The organism is Nocardioides sp. CPCC 206347 (genome assembly GCF_048654605.1).
GTDB lineage: Bacteria > Actinomycetota > Actinomycetes > Propionibacteriales > Nocardioidaceae > Nocardioides.
Map to the genome: position 1 here is coordinate 855,710 of NZ_JBMCYZ010000002.1, position 14,840 is coordinate 870,549.

The 14,840-nt window shown below is 70.0% G+C and carries 15 protein-coding genes and 1 pseudogene; 15 read left to right on the forward strand and 1 reads right to left on the reverse strand.

Annotated elements, in window-relative coordinates; all coding sequences use genetic code 11:
- Positions 1-27: 27 nt before the first annotated feature.
- The 10 genes and pseudogenes from ACOACQ_RS10520 (at position 28) to ACOACQ_RS10565 (ending at position 8,842) form a co-directional block, all read left to right on the forward strand.
- Positions 28-1,101 (forward strand): amidohydrolase family protein, encoded by a 1,074-nt coding sequence (locus tag ACOACQ_RS10520; protein WP_378596563.1) that lies wholly within the window; start codon positions 28-30, stop codon positions 1,099-1,101.
- Between the two features lie 100 nt (positions 1,102-1,201).
- Entirely contained in the window at positions 1,202-3,094 is a 1,893-nt protein-coding gene (locus ACOACQ_RS10525; protein ID WP_378596562.1) for a S8 family serine peptidase, read from the forward strand.
- On the forward strand, positions 3,091-3,783 hold the full coding sequence (locus tag ACOACQ_RS10530; RefSeq protein WP_378596561.1) for a hypothetical protein: 693 nt from the start codon (positions 3,091-3,093) through the stop codon (positions 3,781-3,783). Before ACOACQ_RS10525 ends, ACOACQ_RS10530 begins: the two co-directional genes overlap by 4 nt.
- Positions 3,780-4,652 (forward strand): ATP-grasp domain-containing protein, encoded by an 873-nt coding sequence (locus ACOACQ_RS10535; protein WP_420288246.1) that lies wholly within the window; start codon positions 3,780-3,782, stop codon positions 4,650-4,652. The genes ACOACQ_RS10530 and ACOACQ_RS10535 overlap by 4 nt, the downstream gene beginning before the upstream one ends.
- A 155-nt stretch (positions 4,653-4,807) precedes the next feature.
- Entirely contained in the window at positions 4,808-5,323 is a 516-nt protein-coding gene (rpsP, locus tag ACOACQ_RS10540; protein WP_378596559.1) for a 30S ribosomal protein S16, read from the forward strand.
- A gap of 4 nt (positions 5,324-5,327) precedes the next feature.
- Positions 5,328-5,567, forward strand: coding sequence for an RNA-binding protein (locus ACOACQ_RS10545; RefSeq protein WP_420288247.1), 240 nt, complete (start codon positions 5,328-5,330; stop codon positions 5,565-5,567).
- 90 nt (positions 5,568-5,657) lie between these two features.
- On the forward strand, positions 5,658-6,245 hold the full coding sequence (rimM, locus tag ACOACQ_RS10550) for a ribosome maturation factor RimM (protein WP_420288248.1): 588 nt from the start codon (positions 5,658-5,660) through the stop codon (positions 6,243-6,245).
- Positions 6,242-6,916: pseudogene (gene trmD, locus ACOACQ_RS10555) on the forward strand (tRNA (guanosine(37)-N1)-methyltransferase TrmD); the annotation flags it as partial. The gene rimM and the pseudogene trmD, both read left to right, overlap by 4 nt.
- A gap of 135 nt (positions 6,917-7,051) precedes the next feature.
- Positions 7,052-7,399 carry a GNAT family N-acetyltransferase gene (locus ACOACQ_RS10560; RefSeq protein WP_378606293.1) on the forward strand — a complete coding sequence of 116 codons (348 nt, stop codon included), beginning with the start codon at positions 7,052-7,054 and terminating at the stop codon, positions 7,397-7,399.
- A 171-nt stretch (positions 7,400-7,570) separates the two neighbouring features.
- A complete protein-coding gene (locus tag ACOACQ_RS10565; RefSeq protein ID WP_420288249.1) occupies positions 7,571-8,842 on the forward strand; it encodes an ammonium transporter in 1,272 nt (423 codons plus the stop codon).
- Positions 8,843-8,922: 80 nt separating this feature from the next.
- Here ACOACQ_RS10565 and ACOACQ_RS10570 read toward each other — a convergent pair whose 3' ends face one another.
- Positions 8,923-10,152, reverse strand: coding sequence for a Fic family protein (locus ACOACQ_RS10570; RefSeq protein WP_420288250.1), 1,230 nt, complete (start codon positions 10,150-10,152; stop codon positions 8,923-8,925).
- 171 nt (positions 10,153-10,323) lie between these two features.
- Here ACOACQ_RS10570 and rplS point away from each other — a divergent pair, with 171 nt between their 5' ends.
- The 5 genes from rplS (at position 10,324) to ACOACQ_RS10595 (ending at position 14,729) form a co-directional block, all read left to right on the forward strand.
- Complete coding sequence (gene rplS / locus ACOACQ_RS10575; RefSeq protein WP_378606219.1) at positions 10,324-10,686, forward strand: 50S ribosomal protein L19; 363 nt, start codon at positions 10,324-10,326, stop codon at positions 10,684-10,686.
- A gap of 244 nt (positions 10,687-10,930) precedes the next feature.
- On the forward strand, positions 10,931-11,815 hold the full coding sequence (gene lepB, locus ACOACQ_RS10580) for a signal peptidase I (RefSeq protein ID WP_378606222.1): 885 nt from the start codon (positions 10,931-10,933) through the stop codon (positions 11,813-11,815).
- 12 nt (positions 11,816-11,827) lie between these two features.
- Positions 11,828-12,538, forward strand: coding sequence for a ribonuclease HII (locus ACOACQ_RS10585; protein WP_420288251.1), 711 nt, complete (start codon positions 11,828-11,830; stop codon positions 12,536-12,538).
- Positions 12,539-12,547: 9 nt separating this feature from the next.
- Positions 12,548-12,856, forward strand: a complete 309-nt coding sequence (locus tag ACOACQ_RS10590) for a DUF2469 domain-containing protein (protein WP_420288252.1) — start codon at positions 12,548-12,550, stop codon at positions 12,854-12,856.
- Positions 12,857-12,968: 112 nt separating this feature from the next.
- Positions 12,969-14,729, forward strand: a complete 1,761-nt coding sequence (locus ACOACQ_RS10595; RefSeq protein WP_420288253.1) for a hypothetical protein — start codon at positions 12,969-12,971, stop codon at positions 14,727-14,729.
- Positions 14,730-14,840: the final 111 nt, after the last annotated feature.

The following is a 14,840-nucleotide window of genomic DNA, read 5'->3' on the forward strand; positions in this document are numbered from 1 at the left end:
GCGTCTCGGATTGGTAGCGTCGGCAAGGTGAGCGCGCTGAGGTTCTCCGGTCCGGTCCTGCCCGACGGCGACGTACGGGAGGTGTTCGTCCTCGACGGCACCATCACCTACGAGCGGCCGGCAGGCGCGGAGTCGGTCGGCGAAGGCTGGATCGTGCCCGGGCTGGTCGACGCCCACAACCACCTCGGGCTCGAGGACGGGGGAGCGGTCTCCGACGAAGCGATCGAGGAGCAGGCGCTGGCCGACCGGGCCAACGGCGTCCTCCTGCTCCGGGACTGCGGGTCACCCGCCGACACCCGCTGGGTGCACGGGCGCGAGGACCTGCCGCGACTGATCCGCTGCGGACGCCACGTCGCGCGCACGCGGCGCTACATCCAGAACTACGGCGCGGAGGTCGAGCCCGACGGCCTGCCGGGCATCGTGGGGGAGCAGGCGCAGGCCGGGGACGGGTGGGTGAAGCTGGTCGGTGACTGGATCTCCCGTGATGCCGGGGACCTGGTGCCGTCCTTCCCCGATGACGCCGTCGCTGCCGCCATCGGGGTTGCGCACGCGCACGGCGCGAAGGTGACCGCCCACTGCTTCGGCGAAGCGTCCCTGTCACCCCTGCTCGACGCCGGCATCGACTGCATCGAGCACGGCACCGGGCTCACCGAGGCGCACATCGCCCAGATGGTCGCCAACGGTGTCGCGCTGGTGCCGACGGTCCTGCAGACCGACAAGTTCCCCGGGTTCGCCGACGCCGGACGCAGCAAGTTCCCGACGTACGCCGCCACGATGGAATCCCTCCACCGCTCTCGCCGCGACGTCCTCATGAAGGCGTACGACGCCGGGGTGGCCCTCTACGTCGGTAGCGATGGTGGCGGGTCGACCCGCCACGGAGTGCTGCACGAAGAGATCCGCGCGATGGTGGAGATGGGCCTGCCGGCCGAGTACGTCCTGGGCGCCGCGTCGTGGCGCGGCCGGGCCTGGCTCGGCTGGAACCCCGGACTCGACGAGGGCGACCCCGCCGACTTCGTGGTCTACCCGCGCGACCCGGTCGCGGACCTGTCGGTGCTCGCCGAGCCGTCGTACGTCGTCCTGCGGGGCAAGGTCGTCAGCTGACCCCTTCGGGCAATGATCCGATCGGGATGTATCAGGGCGGCGGGTAGCGCCTCCTCACGGTGAGTGGCACAAGTCACTCCCGTCCCTGGAGGAGATCACCATGCCCAGCTTTCCCGACAACCTGGCCCACCCGTCCGGTGTCCCGCTCTCGCTGAACCCGGACCGCGTCCTGCTCGCGCCGCGGTCCACGCCCGTGGCCGGCGGCCAGGGCGACGTACTCGCTTCCCTCGGGCTCGTTGCCGAGGGCGGCGAAGGCGCCGCCGAACGTGCGGTGGCGGATGCCTCCGAAGGCGCCGTTGCCGACAAGCAGCCCGTCAACGCGGGACAGGACTTCGTGTTCGCTCGGACCGCGGACGGTTCGGCCGTCGACACGGACGCCCTCGACGCGGCGACCAGCGGTGGCTCGGTCGCCTGGTCCTCGCCGGTCTACACCGCAGACTTCGGTGCCGGCGCCGAGGAGCTCTCCCCGGCCGCGGACGCCGTCGTCCTGCTGGACGCCGACGTGGCGACCCCCGAGGACCTGGCTGCGGTCGAGGCCCTCGGCCTCGAGCGCGACGAGGTCCGTTCGTCGCTGCTCGGCGAGCTCGACTACTTCAAGGTCGTGGACCCGGCGGCGACGCCGGCGTACGACCTGCCGGAGCGGATCACCGCCGCGCTCGGCCGCGAGGTGGAGGTGCGTCTGGAATGGGTGCCGCTGCGCGTCCCGGTCGCCCACACCCCCAACGACCCGATGTACGTCGACCAGTGGAACCTGCGCCAGATCGGCGCTGGTGGCACGGGGACGTCCGGCTGGGACCTGACCATGGGCTCGTCCGCCGTCACCGTCGCCATCCTCGACGAGGGTGTCGAGCTGGGGCACCCCGACCTGGTCGGCGCGTTCCTGCACAACGGCATCAACCTCGGCACGATGTCGGGCACGGGTGCTCCCACCGGCAACCACGGCACGCCCTGCGCGGGCATCGTTGCCGCGCGGACGGGCAACGCGGTCGGGGTGGCCGGTCTCGCCGGCGGCTGCCGCCTGCTGCCGATCGCCTTCGACCGGTGGACCGACACCGAGGTCGCGGCGGGTCTTCGCTACGCCCGGCTCCAGGGTGCCCAGGTGGTCTCGATGAGCTTCGGGTGGAACGCCTGGAGCCACGCGGTCATCGATCCGGCGATCCAGGAGGCCCACAACGCAGGCATGATCATGTGCGTCGCCACGCACAACCAGAACACCCTCAACGGCATCACCTACCCGGCGACCAACCCGTTGGTCATCGCGGTCGGCGCCAGCGACCAGGCCGACAACCGGAAGTCGCCGAGCAGCCCGGACGGAGAGGGCTGGGGGTCCAACTACGGCCCGCAGATGTCGGTCGTCGCTCCCGGCGTCCGGATCCCGAGCACGGACCGCCTGGGCAGCAGCGGCTACACCGGCACGGCCTACACGGGCACCTTCAACGGGACCTCTGCGGCGACCCCGCACGTCGCGGCCCTGGCGGCGCTGATCCGTTCGCGGAACTCCTCGCTCAGCAACGTGGCGGTCCGCAACATCATCGAGAAGACCGCGGCCAAGGTCGGCACCGTGCCCTACGCCAACGTGTCCGGCCACCCGAACGGCACCTGGAACAACCAGATGGGCTACGGCCGGATCGACGTGCACGCCGCCCTGATCGCCGCTCGCCGTGTGGTCAAGCGGTACTTCGAGAACGACCTCGTCAAGCACGTGCGCGACAACGTGCTCATCGAGAAGCGCGTCAAGGAGATCCGCGAGATCGACGACTACAAGATCGCCGGCCGCGAGATCGACGACATCTTCAACCCCGGCGAGATCCTCGTGAACCCGGTGCTCGACGAGGTCGACGGCATGAAGGAGGTCCTCGAGCGCCTGGACCGGATCGAGAAGCGCGTGGGCAGCCTCGGCAGCCCGTTCGTCGAGGCCGAGGACCGGCCGGACGTGTCGAGCGAAGTGGTCGAGGCGGCCCTCGCCTCGTCCAACGGCAACGGACCGTCGTGATCCTGGTCCTTGCCTCCCAGCAGGACCCCGGCGCGGCAGCGCTGGCCGCGGGGTGGGCGGGCGCACGCCTGCTCACCCCGGCGGACCTGTCGCTGCCGGGCTGGGCGCTGGCAGCCGGCCCGTCCTCCGGGGCGGGCCCGGCTGCCGGCCGTGGGGTCGCTGACGGCGAACCGTTCGCGACCGGACGGGTGCGCTGCCTGGTCAGCCTGCTCGCGAACGTGGAGGCCGGTGAACTCACCTGGATCGCCCCGGAGCACCAGGAGTACGTCGCCTCGGAGATGACGTCCTTCCTGGGGCACTGGCTCACGACCCTCGAACAGCGCTGCCTGGTCGCGCCGTCGTACGCGAGCCTGGCGGGGCCTTGCCCGCCCGCCGCGGCGTGGGCCGCGGCCGCGGGGCTGCCCCTTGTCACCGACGAGGACACGGACTCCCCGCGAGTGCTGGTGACCATCGTCGGCGACCGGGTCTTCCGCGTCGGTGGACCGGCCACCTGCGACATCGATGAGGCACTGGCGCGGCACCTCACCACCATGGCTGCGTCGTACGACGTCCCACTCCTCTCGGCCGTGGTCGCTCGCCGCACCGCCACGGCGCCGCCGCACCTGGAGGCCGTTCTTCCGGCGCCGGTGGTGCGCACCGCCGGGGTGCGGTCGGCCGTGCGTGCCCTGGTCGAGGAGGTGGCGCCGTGATCGTGCTCTACGGGCTGCGCTCGGACGCGCCCCTCGAGAACGTCCGCCAGCTGCTGGCCGACCGCGGCACCCCTCACCTGTTCCTCGACCAGGCCTCCTGCACCCGGGTCACGGTGCAGCCGGTCGGCGCGCGGCTCGCGCTCCGGGTCGGCGACCTCGAGGTCCCGGTGCAGAACCTGCGCGGCGTGTACCTCCGCTCCTATGACCTCGGCGACGCCGTCGATGCTGCCGAGCGCGACCGTCTCGCCCGGCTGTCCTTCGGGCTGCGGGAGTGGGCCGAGGCGGTGCCCGGCCACGTGCGGGTGGTCAACCGGCCCTCGGCGGGACTCAGCAACCACTCGAAGCCACGCCAGTCCGCCGTGATCGAGCGGCTCGGGTTCGCCGTGCCCGAGACCCTGCTCACCACGGATCCGGACGCCGCGCAGGCGTTCGTCGCCCAGCACGGGCGGGTGATCGTGAAGTCGATCAGCGGGACCCGCAGCATCGTCCGGATCGTGGGGCCAGACGACGACCTCGGCGCCGTGCGCTGGTGCCCCACCCAGTTCCAGCGGTTCGTGGCCGGCGTGGAGTATCGCGTCCACGTCGTGGGCCAACGGCTGTTCGCCCACCGGATCCGTTCGCAGTCCGTCGACTACCGCTACGGCGGGTTCACCCTCGAACCCGCGGACCTCCCCGCCCCCGTCGCGGCGCGTTGCCACGCCCTCGCGCGGGCCCTGGGACTGGAGCTGGCCGGCATCGACCTCCGCTTCGGGAGCGACGGTCGCTGGTACTGCTGGGAGGCCAACACCTCACCGGCGTACACGAGCTTCGACGGGCCCGACCACGAGATCGCTTCCGCCCTGGCCGACCACCTGTCAGCCGATTCGTGAAGGCCGCCGGTCATCTGGCAGACTTGGTGGCTGAGTTCTGCGACGTCGGTCCCTCTCAACCGCCATCGTGGAACCCATCCGAGTCCGGGCCCCGGTGTCCCCACCTGGTAGCCCGTGCCTCACCCACCACAAATCGTCAAGGAGACACCACAAACGTGGCCGTCAAGATTCGTTTGAAGCGCCTGGGCAAGGTCCGGGTTCCGCAGTACCGCATCGTCATCGTCGACTCGCGCAAGAAGCGCGACGGCGCCGTGATCGAGGAGATCGGCAAGTACCACCCCAAGGAGGACCCGTCGTTCATCGACGTCGTCTCCGACCGGGCGCAGTACTGGCTGGGTGTCGGCGCGCAGCCGACCGAGGCCGTCGAGGTCCTGCTCAAGATCACCGGTGACTGGCAGAAGTTCAAGGGCATTGACGGCGCCGAGGGCACCCTCAAGGTGAAGGAAGCCAAGCGCGCCAAGCTCGACATCTTCAACGAGGCCCTCAAGGAGGTCGCCAGCGAGCCCAAGGCCGCTGCCACGACTGCCAAGAAGAAGGCTGCGAAGAAGGACGACAAGGTCGAGGAGAAGGTCGAGGAGGCCGCCGCCGAGGCGCCCGCCGAGACTCCTGCCGAGGCCCCCGCCGAGGAAGCTCCGGCCGCTGACGCTGCCGAAGCCACCACCGAGGCCTGAGCAGATGCTCGCCGACGCGCTGGAGCACCTCGTCCGCGGAGTGGTCGACCACCCCGATGACGTCGTCGTGCGCGACAAGCAGCTGCGCCGTGGTTCGGTGCTCGAGGTCCGGGTCCACCCCGACGACCTCGGCAAGGTGATCGGCCGGAGCGGTCGCACCGCGACTGCCTTCCGCACGGTCATCTCCGCGCTCTCCGGCAACAGCGGCACCCGGGTCGACTTCGTCGACACCGACCGCCGCTGAGTTTCACCCAGCATTGCTCGAACGGGCGTCCTCCCTCCGGGGAAGGCGCCCGTTCGGCGTTCCCGGGCCACACGCAATAGCCTCGGACCCGTGGACAGCATTGACGTCGTCGTCGGCCGGATCGGCAAGCCCCACGGCATTCGTGGCGAGGTGACCGTCGACGTACGGACCGACGAGCCGGAGCGTCGCTACGTCGACGGCGCGGTGCTCGAGGTCGAGCCGCCCAAGGGTTCGGCGTTCTCGGCGCGCAAGCTGACGGTCTCGCGCACGCGCTGGCACCAGGGCGTGCTGCTCGTGACGTTCGCCGAGCTCGCCGACCGCAACGCGGCCGAGGCGGCCCGCGGGTCGGTGCTCCGGGCCTTCGTGTCCGCCGACGAGGTGCCCGAGGACCCCGAGGAGTTCTACGACCGGCAGCTGATCGGCCTCACGGCGTACAACCTCGAGGGCGAGGAGATCGGCAAGGTCTCCTCCGTCGTGCACGGCGCCCAGGACCTGCTCCAGGTCCGTACGCCGGACGGCCGCAACACCCTCGTTCCCTTCGTGTCGGCGCTGGTGCCGGAGGTCGATGTCGCCGGTGGCCGTGTGGTGATCGCGGACCGGCCCGGGCTGGTGACGCCGTTCCCCGACGACGCCGACGACGCTGACGACGCCCCCGAGGCCACGGAGGCCGACGCGTGAGGCTGGACTACCTCACGATCTTCCCCGACTTCTTCGCCCCGCTCGAGCTCTCGCTGCCCGGCAAGGCCGCCGACAAGGGACTGCTCGAGTTCCACGTCCACGACCTGCGTTCGTGGGCGCAGGACAAGCACCGCCGTGTCGACGACACCCCGTACGGCGGCGGCGCCGGCATGGTCATGAAGCCCGAACCCTGGGGAGCGGCGTTCGACGCCCTCGAGGTCGGGGAGCACGACACGGTCATCTTCACGACGCCGTCGGGCGAACCCTTCAACCAGCGTCTCGCCGAAGAACTCGCCACCCGCGAGCGCGTCGTGTTCGCCTGCGGACGCTACGAGGGCATCGACCAGCGCGTCATCGACCACGCACGTGAGCGCGCCGAGGTGCGGGAGATCAGCCTCGGCGACTACGTCCTCAACGGGGGAGAGGTCGCGGCGCTGGCCATCACCGAGGCCGTCGTACGCCTGCTGCCCGGGTTCATGGGCAACGCGCAGTCGCTGGTCGAGGAGTCCCACGCCGAGAGCGGACTGCTGGAGTACCCCGTCTACACCAAGCCTGCCGAGTGGCAGGGCCGCGAGGTGCCCGCCGTCCTCCTCTCCGGCGACCACGGCAAGGTGGCGCAGTGGCGTCACCAGGAAGCCGTACGACGGACTGCGGAGCGCCGTCCGGACCTGCTCGCCCCCTCGACGCTCGACGACGGCACCCCGATCGTCCGCGCCACTGCGGGCGACGCCGCAGAGCTCCTCACCCTCCAGCGGGCCTGCTGGGTCCAGGAGGCCCTGGCCAACGACTCCCTCGACATCCCGGCGCTGCACGAGTCGCTCGAGGACGTGCGGACGTGGCTGGGCGAGTGGGACACCTGGGTCGTGCGGCGTGCCGGTCGGCTGGTCGGCGCCGTGCGCGGCCGTCTCGAGGATGGCTCGTCGTGGGACATCGGCCGGATCATGGTTGCCCCCGACCTGCAGGGGTCCGGCCTCGGGCGGGTGCTGCTGGACCACATCCAGGCGGTCGCGCCGGCACGCGCGACGTCGTACGTCCTCTTCACGGGGGCTGACAGCGTCCGCAACCAGCGGATGTACAAGAAGGCGGGCTTCCGGCTGCGCCCGGACCTCGAGGCGCCTCCGGGGGCCGTCGTGCTCACCAAGCGGCGTGCGTGAGCCTGTGTTCACGGCAATGACACACGCCTGACGAACCTGTAACAAACCGGAAACGCCAGCCGGGTCTCGGCGAAACGACTGCTCGTCAGGATCGGCCTCAGACGCGGCCCACCAACGAAGGTGGCCTCAGTGGGTCGCAATGCTGGCCCGTACCTCCGAGGAGTTAGTTCCATGAGCCTTCCTGTTGTCTGGCTGCTGATCACAGCAGCCCTCGTGCTCTTCATGACGCCAGGCCTGGCGTTCTTCTATGGCGGGCTGGTGAAGTCCAAGAGCGTCATCTCGATGATGATGCTGAGCTTCGGCTCGATCGGGCTCGTTGCCGTGTTGTGGATCCTGTTCGGCTTCAACCAGGCGTTCGTCGACGGCACGGAGGCCGACTGGATCCCCGAGGTCCTGGGCAACCCGTTCTTCGACTTCGGCATGAACGACGCCGCGAAGGCCGCGTTCGAGGGCGGCGAGGGCTCCGGCCTCACGATGGCCTTCGTGATCTTCGGTGGGACCTTCGCGATCATCACGGTCGCGCTGATCTCCGGTGCGATCGCTGACCGCGCGCGCTTCTGGCCGTGGATGCTCTTCGTCGGCCTGTTCTCCGTGCTGGTCTACTTCCCGGTTGCTTCGTGGGTCTTCTCCTTCGTCACCAACGAGGACGGTTCGGCAACCTTCACCGGCTGGGTGGGTCAGCTCGGAACGCACCTGGGCTACGACACCAGCACGATCGACTTCGCGGGCGGCACGGCCGTCCACATCAACGCCGGTGCTGCTGCCCTGGCCCTCGCACTGGTCCTCGGCAAGCGCAAGGTCGGCTTCTCCAAGGAAGAGGCGCAGCCGCACAACGTGCCGCTCGTCCTCATCGGTGCCGCCATCCTGTGGTTCGGCTGGTTCGGCTTCAACGGCGGCGCGGCCACCTCGGACGGCCAGGCCGGCCTGATCTTCGTCAACACGCTGGTTGCCCCGGCTGCTGCGCTCGTCGGCTGGATCGTCGTGGAGCACTTCAAGGAGGGCAAGGCGACCGCTGTCGGCGCCGCCTCGGGCATCGTGGCCGGTCTGGTCGCGATCACCCCGTCCTGCGCCAACCTGACCCCGATGTGGGCGATCGTCCTCGGCCTCGTGGCCGGTGCGGTCTGCGCCCTCGCCATCGAGCTCAAGTACAAGATCGGCGTCGACGACACGCTGGACGTCGTGGGCATCCACCTCGTCGCCGGCCTCATCGGCACGCTCTACCTGGGCTTCTTCGCGATCGACACCGGCCTGTTCACCGGCGGCAACATCGAGCAGCTCGTCGTCCAGGCCATCCCGGCCTTCGCGATCCTCGCCTACTCGTTCATCATGGCCTTCGCCATCGGCACCGCGATCGAGAAGACGGTCGGGTTCCGTGCCAAGGAAGAGGACGAGGTCGCCGGTATCGACCTCGCCCTGCACGGCGAGGGCTACGCCATCAACTGATCAACCTGAACAACCTGCTCCACGTCGCAGGCCCGTCCCGGATCTCCGGGGCGGGCCTGTGGCCGTTCCGACCGTTCCGGTCAGGCGGATTGCTCGCGCATCCGGCGGCTGGACGTCTGGATCCGGACGCTGAGGTCGTGCACCTCGTCGAGCACGTCGGTCGCGAGCCACACGGGCGCCTGGCGCGATCGCGCCGTACGGGTGAGCACCCGTGCGTCGACGAGCGTGTCGATCGTCGTACGCGCTGTGTCCTCCGACGCGTCGATGCGTTCGGACACCAGGGGCACGTTGATGATCGGTTCCTCGGTGAGCAGGTCGAGCAGGCGGTGGACCGGGGTGCCCGCCCTCGGCCGGCCCAGGGCATCGTGCCACTGGCCACGGATCGACTGGACGTTCTTCGCGGTCGTCCACGACTCCGCCGTCGCGATCCGGACCGCCGTGGCGAGCATGGCCACGAGCGTCTGGGCGTAGCCGTCGCGGTAGTCGTTGAGCGCGGCGAAGTACCGCTCGCGGTGGGACACCAGGGCCGAGGCGATGGGCACGGTCAGGTGCCGGGTCGCGCGTCGGCGCCGCAGCACCGCGTGGATCAGCGTGCGCCCGATCCGGCCGTTGCCGTCGATGAACGGGTGGATCGACTCGAACTGGGCGTGCACGATCGCTGCCTGCACCAGGGGCGGTACGTCGTCGCGGTCGGCGAACGCGAACAGGTCCTCCAGGTAGCCGGGGACCGTCTCCGGGGGCGGAGGCACGTGCAGCGCGCCGGTGGGGGAGTAGTCACTCCCGCCGACCCAGTTCTGCCGGGTGCGGAACTTCCCCGCCCGCTCGGCCTCGTCGGGGTTGCGGCGGAACAGGTCGTGGTGTGCCTTGAGGATCGCCTCGGGCCGGATCCTCCGGGAGGTGTCGGCGTCGTGGATCATCCGGGAGAGCGCGGCGGTGGCCGAGGCCATCGACACGGCCGACGAGTTGGCGCCGACCCCGAGCAGGGCGCGCCCGTAGTCGGCCAGGCTCGCGTCGACGTTCTCGATCTTCGACGAGTCGACCGATTCGGTGCGCAGCTGCAGGTGGTTCAGCGCCTTGAGGGTCCGTCCGTGGACGAGGTCGAGGTGGCCCAGGTCTCCGGCACTGGCCATCACCATCGCGGTCAGCGGCCGGTCCATGGGGTAGTCCAGGTCCCGGATGTACGGCGGCAGGGAGACCGTGACCTCGCGGATCCTCCGCTCGGCCCGGGGACCGCGGGGGACCCGCTGCCGCCAGGGGCGGGTCTCCTCGGTGTGCGGCGCCCAGTCGCGGCGGGCCGGGGCGTCGGTCATGGACGCCATTCTTGCGGCTGACGCCGATTTAGACGGTCACGCCCCGCTGTGGGAGGATCGTGGGTCGGTGCAACGAGCGCTTCTGCCACAGGGGAATCGCCGCTCGCGCACCAGCTCGATGTCCCATTCCAATGTTCCGCGGCTGACCTGTGTGCATTCGCGAGGAGAATCATGACCAACCCCAGCCCCGCCCTCGTCACCGACTTCGGCAACGCGCTCAAGCGTGACGACATCCCCGCCTTCCGCGCCGGCGACACCGTCAAGGTCCACGTGAAGGTCATCGAGGGCAGCCGCTCGCGTGTCCAGATCTTCCAGGGCGTCGTCATCCGTATCCACGGTGGCGGCATCGGCCGTACCTTCACGGTCCGCAAGGTCTCCTTCGGCGTCGGTGTCGAGCGGACCTTCCCGCTCCACTCGCCGATCTTCGAGACCATCGAGATCGTGACCCGCGGTGACGTGCGTCGCGCGAAGCTCTACTACCTGCGCAACCTCAAGGGCAAGGCCGCCAAGATCAAGGAGCGCCGCGAGGTCTGACACATCGCGCGAGCGCGTCTCCGGCGTTGATCCGGGGCAGCAAGCTGCCCGAGGACGCCTCCCGCCGCGCTACCGCGCTTGTCTGGTTGATTGCGCGAGCGCGTCTCCGGCGTTGATCCGGGGCAGCAAGCTGCCCATCGACGCCTCCCGCCGCGCTGCCGCGCTTGTCTCCCACGAGGGTCCGACCGTTCAAGGTCGGGCCTTCGTGCATTTCCCGTGCAGGGCGTGCCTAGACTCGACCATCGTGACCACCGACGACACGGACGACATCGCCGCCGAACCTGACGCCGGCCGTGAAGCCGACGCCACGGGTGCCGACGAGTCCCGTCGCGGCCGCAGGGCAGCGGGCAAGGACGAGCGCAAGCACCTTCCGGTGTGGCAGGAGAGCATCCTGCTGCTCGCGGTGGCCCTGGGCCTCGCGGTGCTGATCAAGGCGCTGTTCGTCCAGGCGTTCTACATCCCCTCGGAGTCGATGGAGCCGGGCCTGGTCAAGAACGACCGGATCCTGGTCCAGAAGGTCTCCTACTGGTTCGGCAAGCAGCCCCAGCGCGGCGACGTGGTGGTCTTCGAGGACCCGGGCGAGTGGCTCGGCCCGACCGACAACGTCGGCCCCACCGGCATGGCGAGCGCGCTCTCCAAGATCGGCCTGTACCCCACGGGCGGCCACCTGGTGAAGCGCGTCATCGGTACGGCGGGCGACGTGGTGGTGTGCTGCGACAAGCAGGGCCGGATCTCCGTCAACGGGCAGGTCCTCGACGAGTCCAGCTACCTCGGCCCCGACCCGGGCGCCTGCAACGCGGTGGTCGACGAGTGGATCACCAAGGAGAAGACCGCGCTCGGCAGCCCCTGTGGGTGGACCATCGGTCCGATCCCGGACGGCAAGCTGCTGGTGCTCGGCGACAACCGCGGCCACTCCGCGGACTCCCGGGCCCACCTGTGCGGTCCCGACGAGGACCCCTGCACCCAGAGCCCGTGGGTGGACACCGACCTGGTGGTCGGCAAGGTCTTCACCCTGATCTGGCCGCGCGACCGGTGGACCTGGGTCAGCCGGCCCGAGGTCTTCAACGATGTTCCGGACGACCCGCCGGCCGACGTCCGCGAGCGAGCCGAAGAGCTCGCCACCCCCTGAGCGAGGTCGCAGATGTCGAGGCTTCCCACCGGAGCGACGGTACGACGTGACGCGGGCCTCTACGGCTACGAGCGGGCACTGCGGCGCCACGGGCTCGAGCCGATCGCCGGGGTCGACGAGGCGGGCCGCGGAGCCTGCGCCGGGCCGCTCGTGGCCGGCGCAGCGATCCTGCCCGCGGGCAAGGCCGGCGTGATCCCCGGGCTCGCTGACTCCAAGCTGCTGACCGCGGCCGCGCGGGAGCGCTGCTACGACGAGGTCGTGAAGCGCGCCCTCGCCTGGTCGGTCGTGGTGATCTCCCACGACGAGTGCGACCGGCTCGGCATGCACGTCGCCAATGTGGAGGCGTTGCGCAGGGCCGTGGCGAAGCTGGCCCTGCCGCCGGCGTACGTCCTGACCGACGGGTTCCCTGTCGACGGGCTGGGAGCCCCCGGGCTGGCGGTGTGGAAGGGCGACCGGGTCGCGGCCTGCGTCGCGGCGGCGTCCGTGCTGGCCAAGGTCACCCGGGACCGGCTGATGGTCGAGCTCGACGACCAGTGGCCGTCGTACGACTTCCGGACCCACAAGGGCTACATCACCGCCACGCACACGGCCGCGCTCGAGGAGCACGGTCCCTCGCCGGTCCACCGGATGCGGTTCGTGAACGTCCGCCGCGCGGCGGGACTCGAACCCCTCCCCGAACCGTTCCCCGAGTCACTGCGGGATCTCGAACCATCGGACGGCTAGGGTGCGGGTGTGAGTGCCGAGGAGCTCGAGAAGTACGAAACCGAGCAAGAACTGAACCTCTACCGGGAGTACCGGGACGTCGTCGGCATCTTCAAGTACGTCGTCGAGACCGACCGCCGGTTCTACCTGTGCAACACGGTCGACGTGAAGGCCCGCTCCGAAGGGGGCGACGTCTTCTTCGAGGTGACCATCGCCGATGCCTGGGTGTGGGACATGTACCGCCCGGCGCGCTTCGCGAAGAACGTCAAGGTGCTGACCTTCAAGGACGTCAACGTCGAGGAGCTGGCCACCTCCGACATCGAGCTCCCGAAGTCCTAGGGACTTCGTCCTGACTTTGCCCCGAGTGCTGGACCAGGGGCACTTCGCGGCCGAACCTGCTTGAGAGGGTGGGAGAGAGCCGCCCTCCCAGGCAGGTAGCGGGGGAGGCACCATGGGACTCTGGCATGGTCGCCAGCGGGACCAGCGGGGCGCCACGCTGCTCTTCGCGACGGTGTTCCTGGCGCTGCTGATGATGAGCGGCGCGTTCGTCGTCGACCTGGGCATGCAACGCGTCGCGCGGTCGGACGTGCAGGCCGTGGCCGATGTCATCGCCCTCGACCTCGCCCGGCAGCTCGACGGCCGCACGGTCGCCCAGCTCACGCCGGTCCTCAACGCAGCGAGCGCCGAGAGCCTGGCCAGGAATGCGGGTGTGATCGGTCCGAATACCCCTGACCTCGACTACGAGCTCGGCAGCATCGGCCCCAACGGCTTCACAGCGATGACCGCGGGCGTTCCCACAGCGGTGCGGGTCGTCGCTCGTGCCGAGGTCCCGTTCGCGTTCGCCGGAATCACGGGCACCGACAGCGGCACCGCGACCCGCTCGGCGGCAGCGGAGAGCTCGTCGACCGCCTGCTTCCGGCTGGGGTCGTTCGTCGCCGCGATCCGGGCCGGCGACGAGACCGTCCTGGCGCCGCTCAACGACCTGCTCGGCGTGAACCTCGACCTCGTGAGCTACCGCGGCCTGGCCGACGCCGACGTCCGCCTCTCCCAGTTGACGGCCAACCCCACCATCGGCAGCCCGGAAGCCCTGCTCCAGGGTTCGATCCGCTACAGCGACCTGGTCACGGTCATGGCTGACGCGCTGGCCAAGGAGGGCAACGGGACCAACACCGTGGCCATCGATGCGCTCGACAAGCTGATCAAGTCGCAGGTCACCGCGACCGTCGGCATGATCAGCCTGGGCAACGTCCTGCACGTCTCGCCGACGGACAAGGCCGCCCTCGAGGTCGGCATGAGCGTGCTGGACCTGATCGGGTCGGCACGGCTGTCCGACGGGCAGTACTTCGTCGGCGTCCCCAACATCCAGGGCGGCGTCCCCGGAGTCGGCTGGCAGTACACCGGCGCCATCTACCTCGTGTCCGCGGCCGAGCTCGCCTGCGGCGCACCCAACTCTCCCGGGGCCACGGCCGACACGGCCCAGCTGGACGGGATCCTCGGCATCGAGTTCACCAACCTGCCCAGCATCAGCCCGCCGGGTCTCGGCACCCTGCAGACCCCCAAGGGCGCCGGGTTCCTCGAGATCGAGGCGGGCAGCGGCACCGGCGCGCTGATCGCGCCGCCGGCCGTGCACTGTGGCACCGGGACCGGGGCCGACCCCTCGACCTTCAGCGTCCGCGTCGCGAGCGCCCTGGCGTCGTACAAGCTCAATGCCAACGTGACGGTCAGTGCCGACGTGAGGCTCACCGACCTGATCGGCCTGGGCCTGACCTCGGTGATCACGAACCTGCTGGGCAACATCCTGCTGCTGGGGACCAAGCTGTCCCTGGAGGTCGACGTGACGCTCACCGTCGGGTCGCAGCTGAACGCGTCCTCGGGGACGGTGGGACTGTCGATCCCGCCGAACGACGTCACACCGGTGACGACCGGCGGCGCGGTCAACCTGAGCATGGCCACGCTCACGCCGACGGTGACTGCGGTGAAGATCGGCGGCAAGTCCGCCAACCTGGCTGCCGTCACGGCCGTGACGAACCTGATCGCCCACGAGCTGGTGACGGTCGGCAAGGGATTCGTCGAGAAGACCCTGACGCCGCTCGTGAACAACATCAACACGATGTACATCGGACCGGTCGCCCGGATGATCGGGCTCCGGCTCGGTGGGGCCGACGTCTTCGCGGTGGGCGCGACGTGCGGGCGGCCGAGACTGGTCGGTTGAGCGTCTCGAGAGGCACTAGTCAGAACGAACTACGCCGCCTGCTTCGACCGGGCACAATGACCCGGGATCGGTTCCGTCGTTGTACAGAAGACGATTAGGGTGTGCCCAACG

Coding starts and splice junctions, on each gene's coding strand:
- ACOACQ_RS10595 (WP_420288253.1), top strand. CDS start 12,969: ATGGGACTCTGGCATGGTCGCCAGCGGGACCAGCGGGGCGCCACGCTG.
- ACOACQ_RS10585 (WP_420288251.1), top strand. CDS start 11,828: ATGTCGAGGCTTCCCACCGGAGCGACGGTACGACGTGACGCGGGCCTC.
- ACOACQ_RS10565 (WP_420288249.1), top strand. CDS start 7,571: ATGAGCCTTCCTGTTGTCTGGCTGCTGATCACAGCAGCCCTCGTGCTC.
- rplS (WP_378606219.1), top strand. CDS start 10,324: ATGACCAACCCCAGCCCCGCCCTCGTCACCGACTTCGGCAACGCGCTC.
- ACOACQ_RS10545 (WP_420288247.1), top strand. CDS start 5,328: ATGCTCGCCGACGCGCTGGAGCACCTCGTCCGCGGAGTGGTCGACCAC.
- ACOACQ_RS10570 (WP_420288250.1), bottom strand. CDS start 10,152: ATGACCGACGCCCCGGCCCGCCGCGACTGGGCGCCGCACACCGAGGAG.
- ACOACQ_RS10525 (WP_378596562.1), top strand. CDS start 1,202: ATGCCCAGCTTTCCCGACAACCTGGCCCACCCGTCCGGTGTCCCGCTC.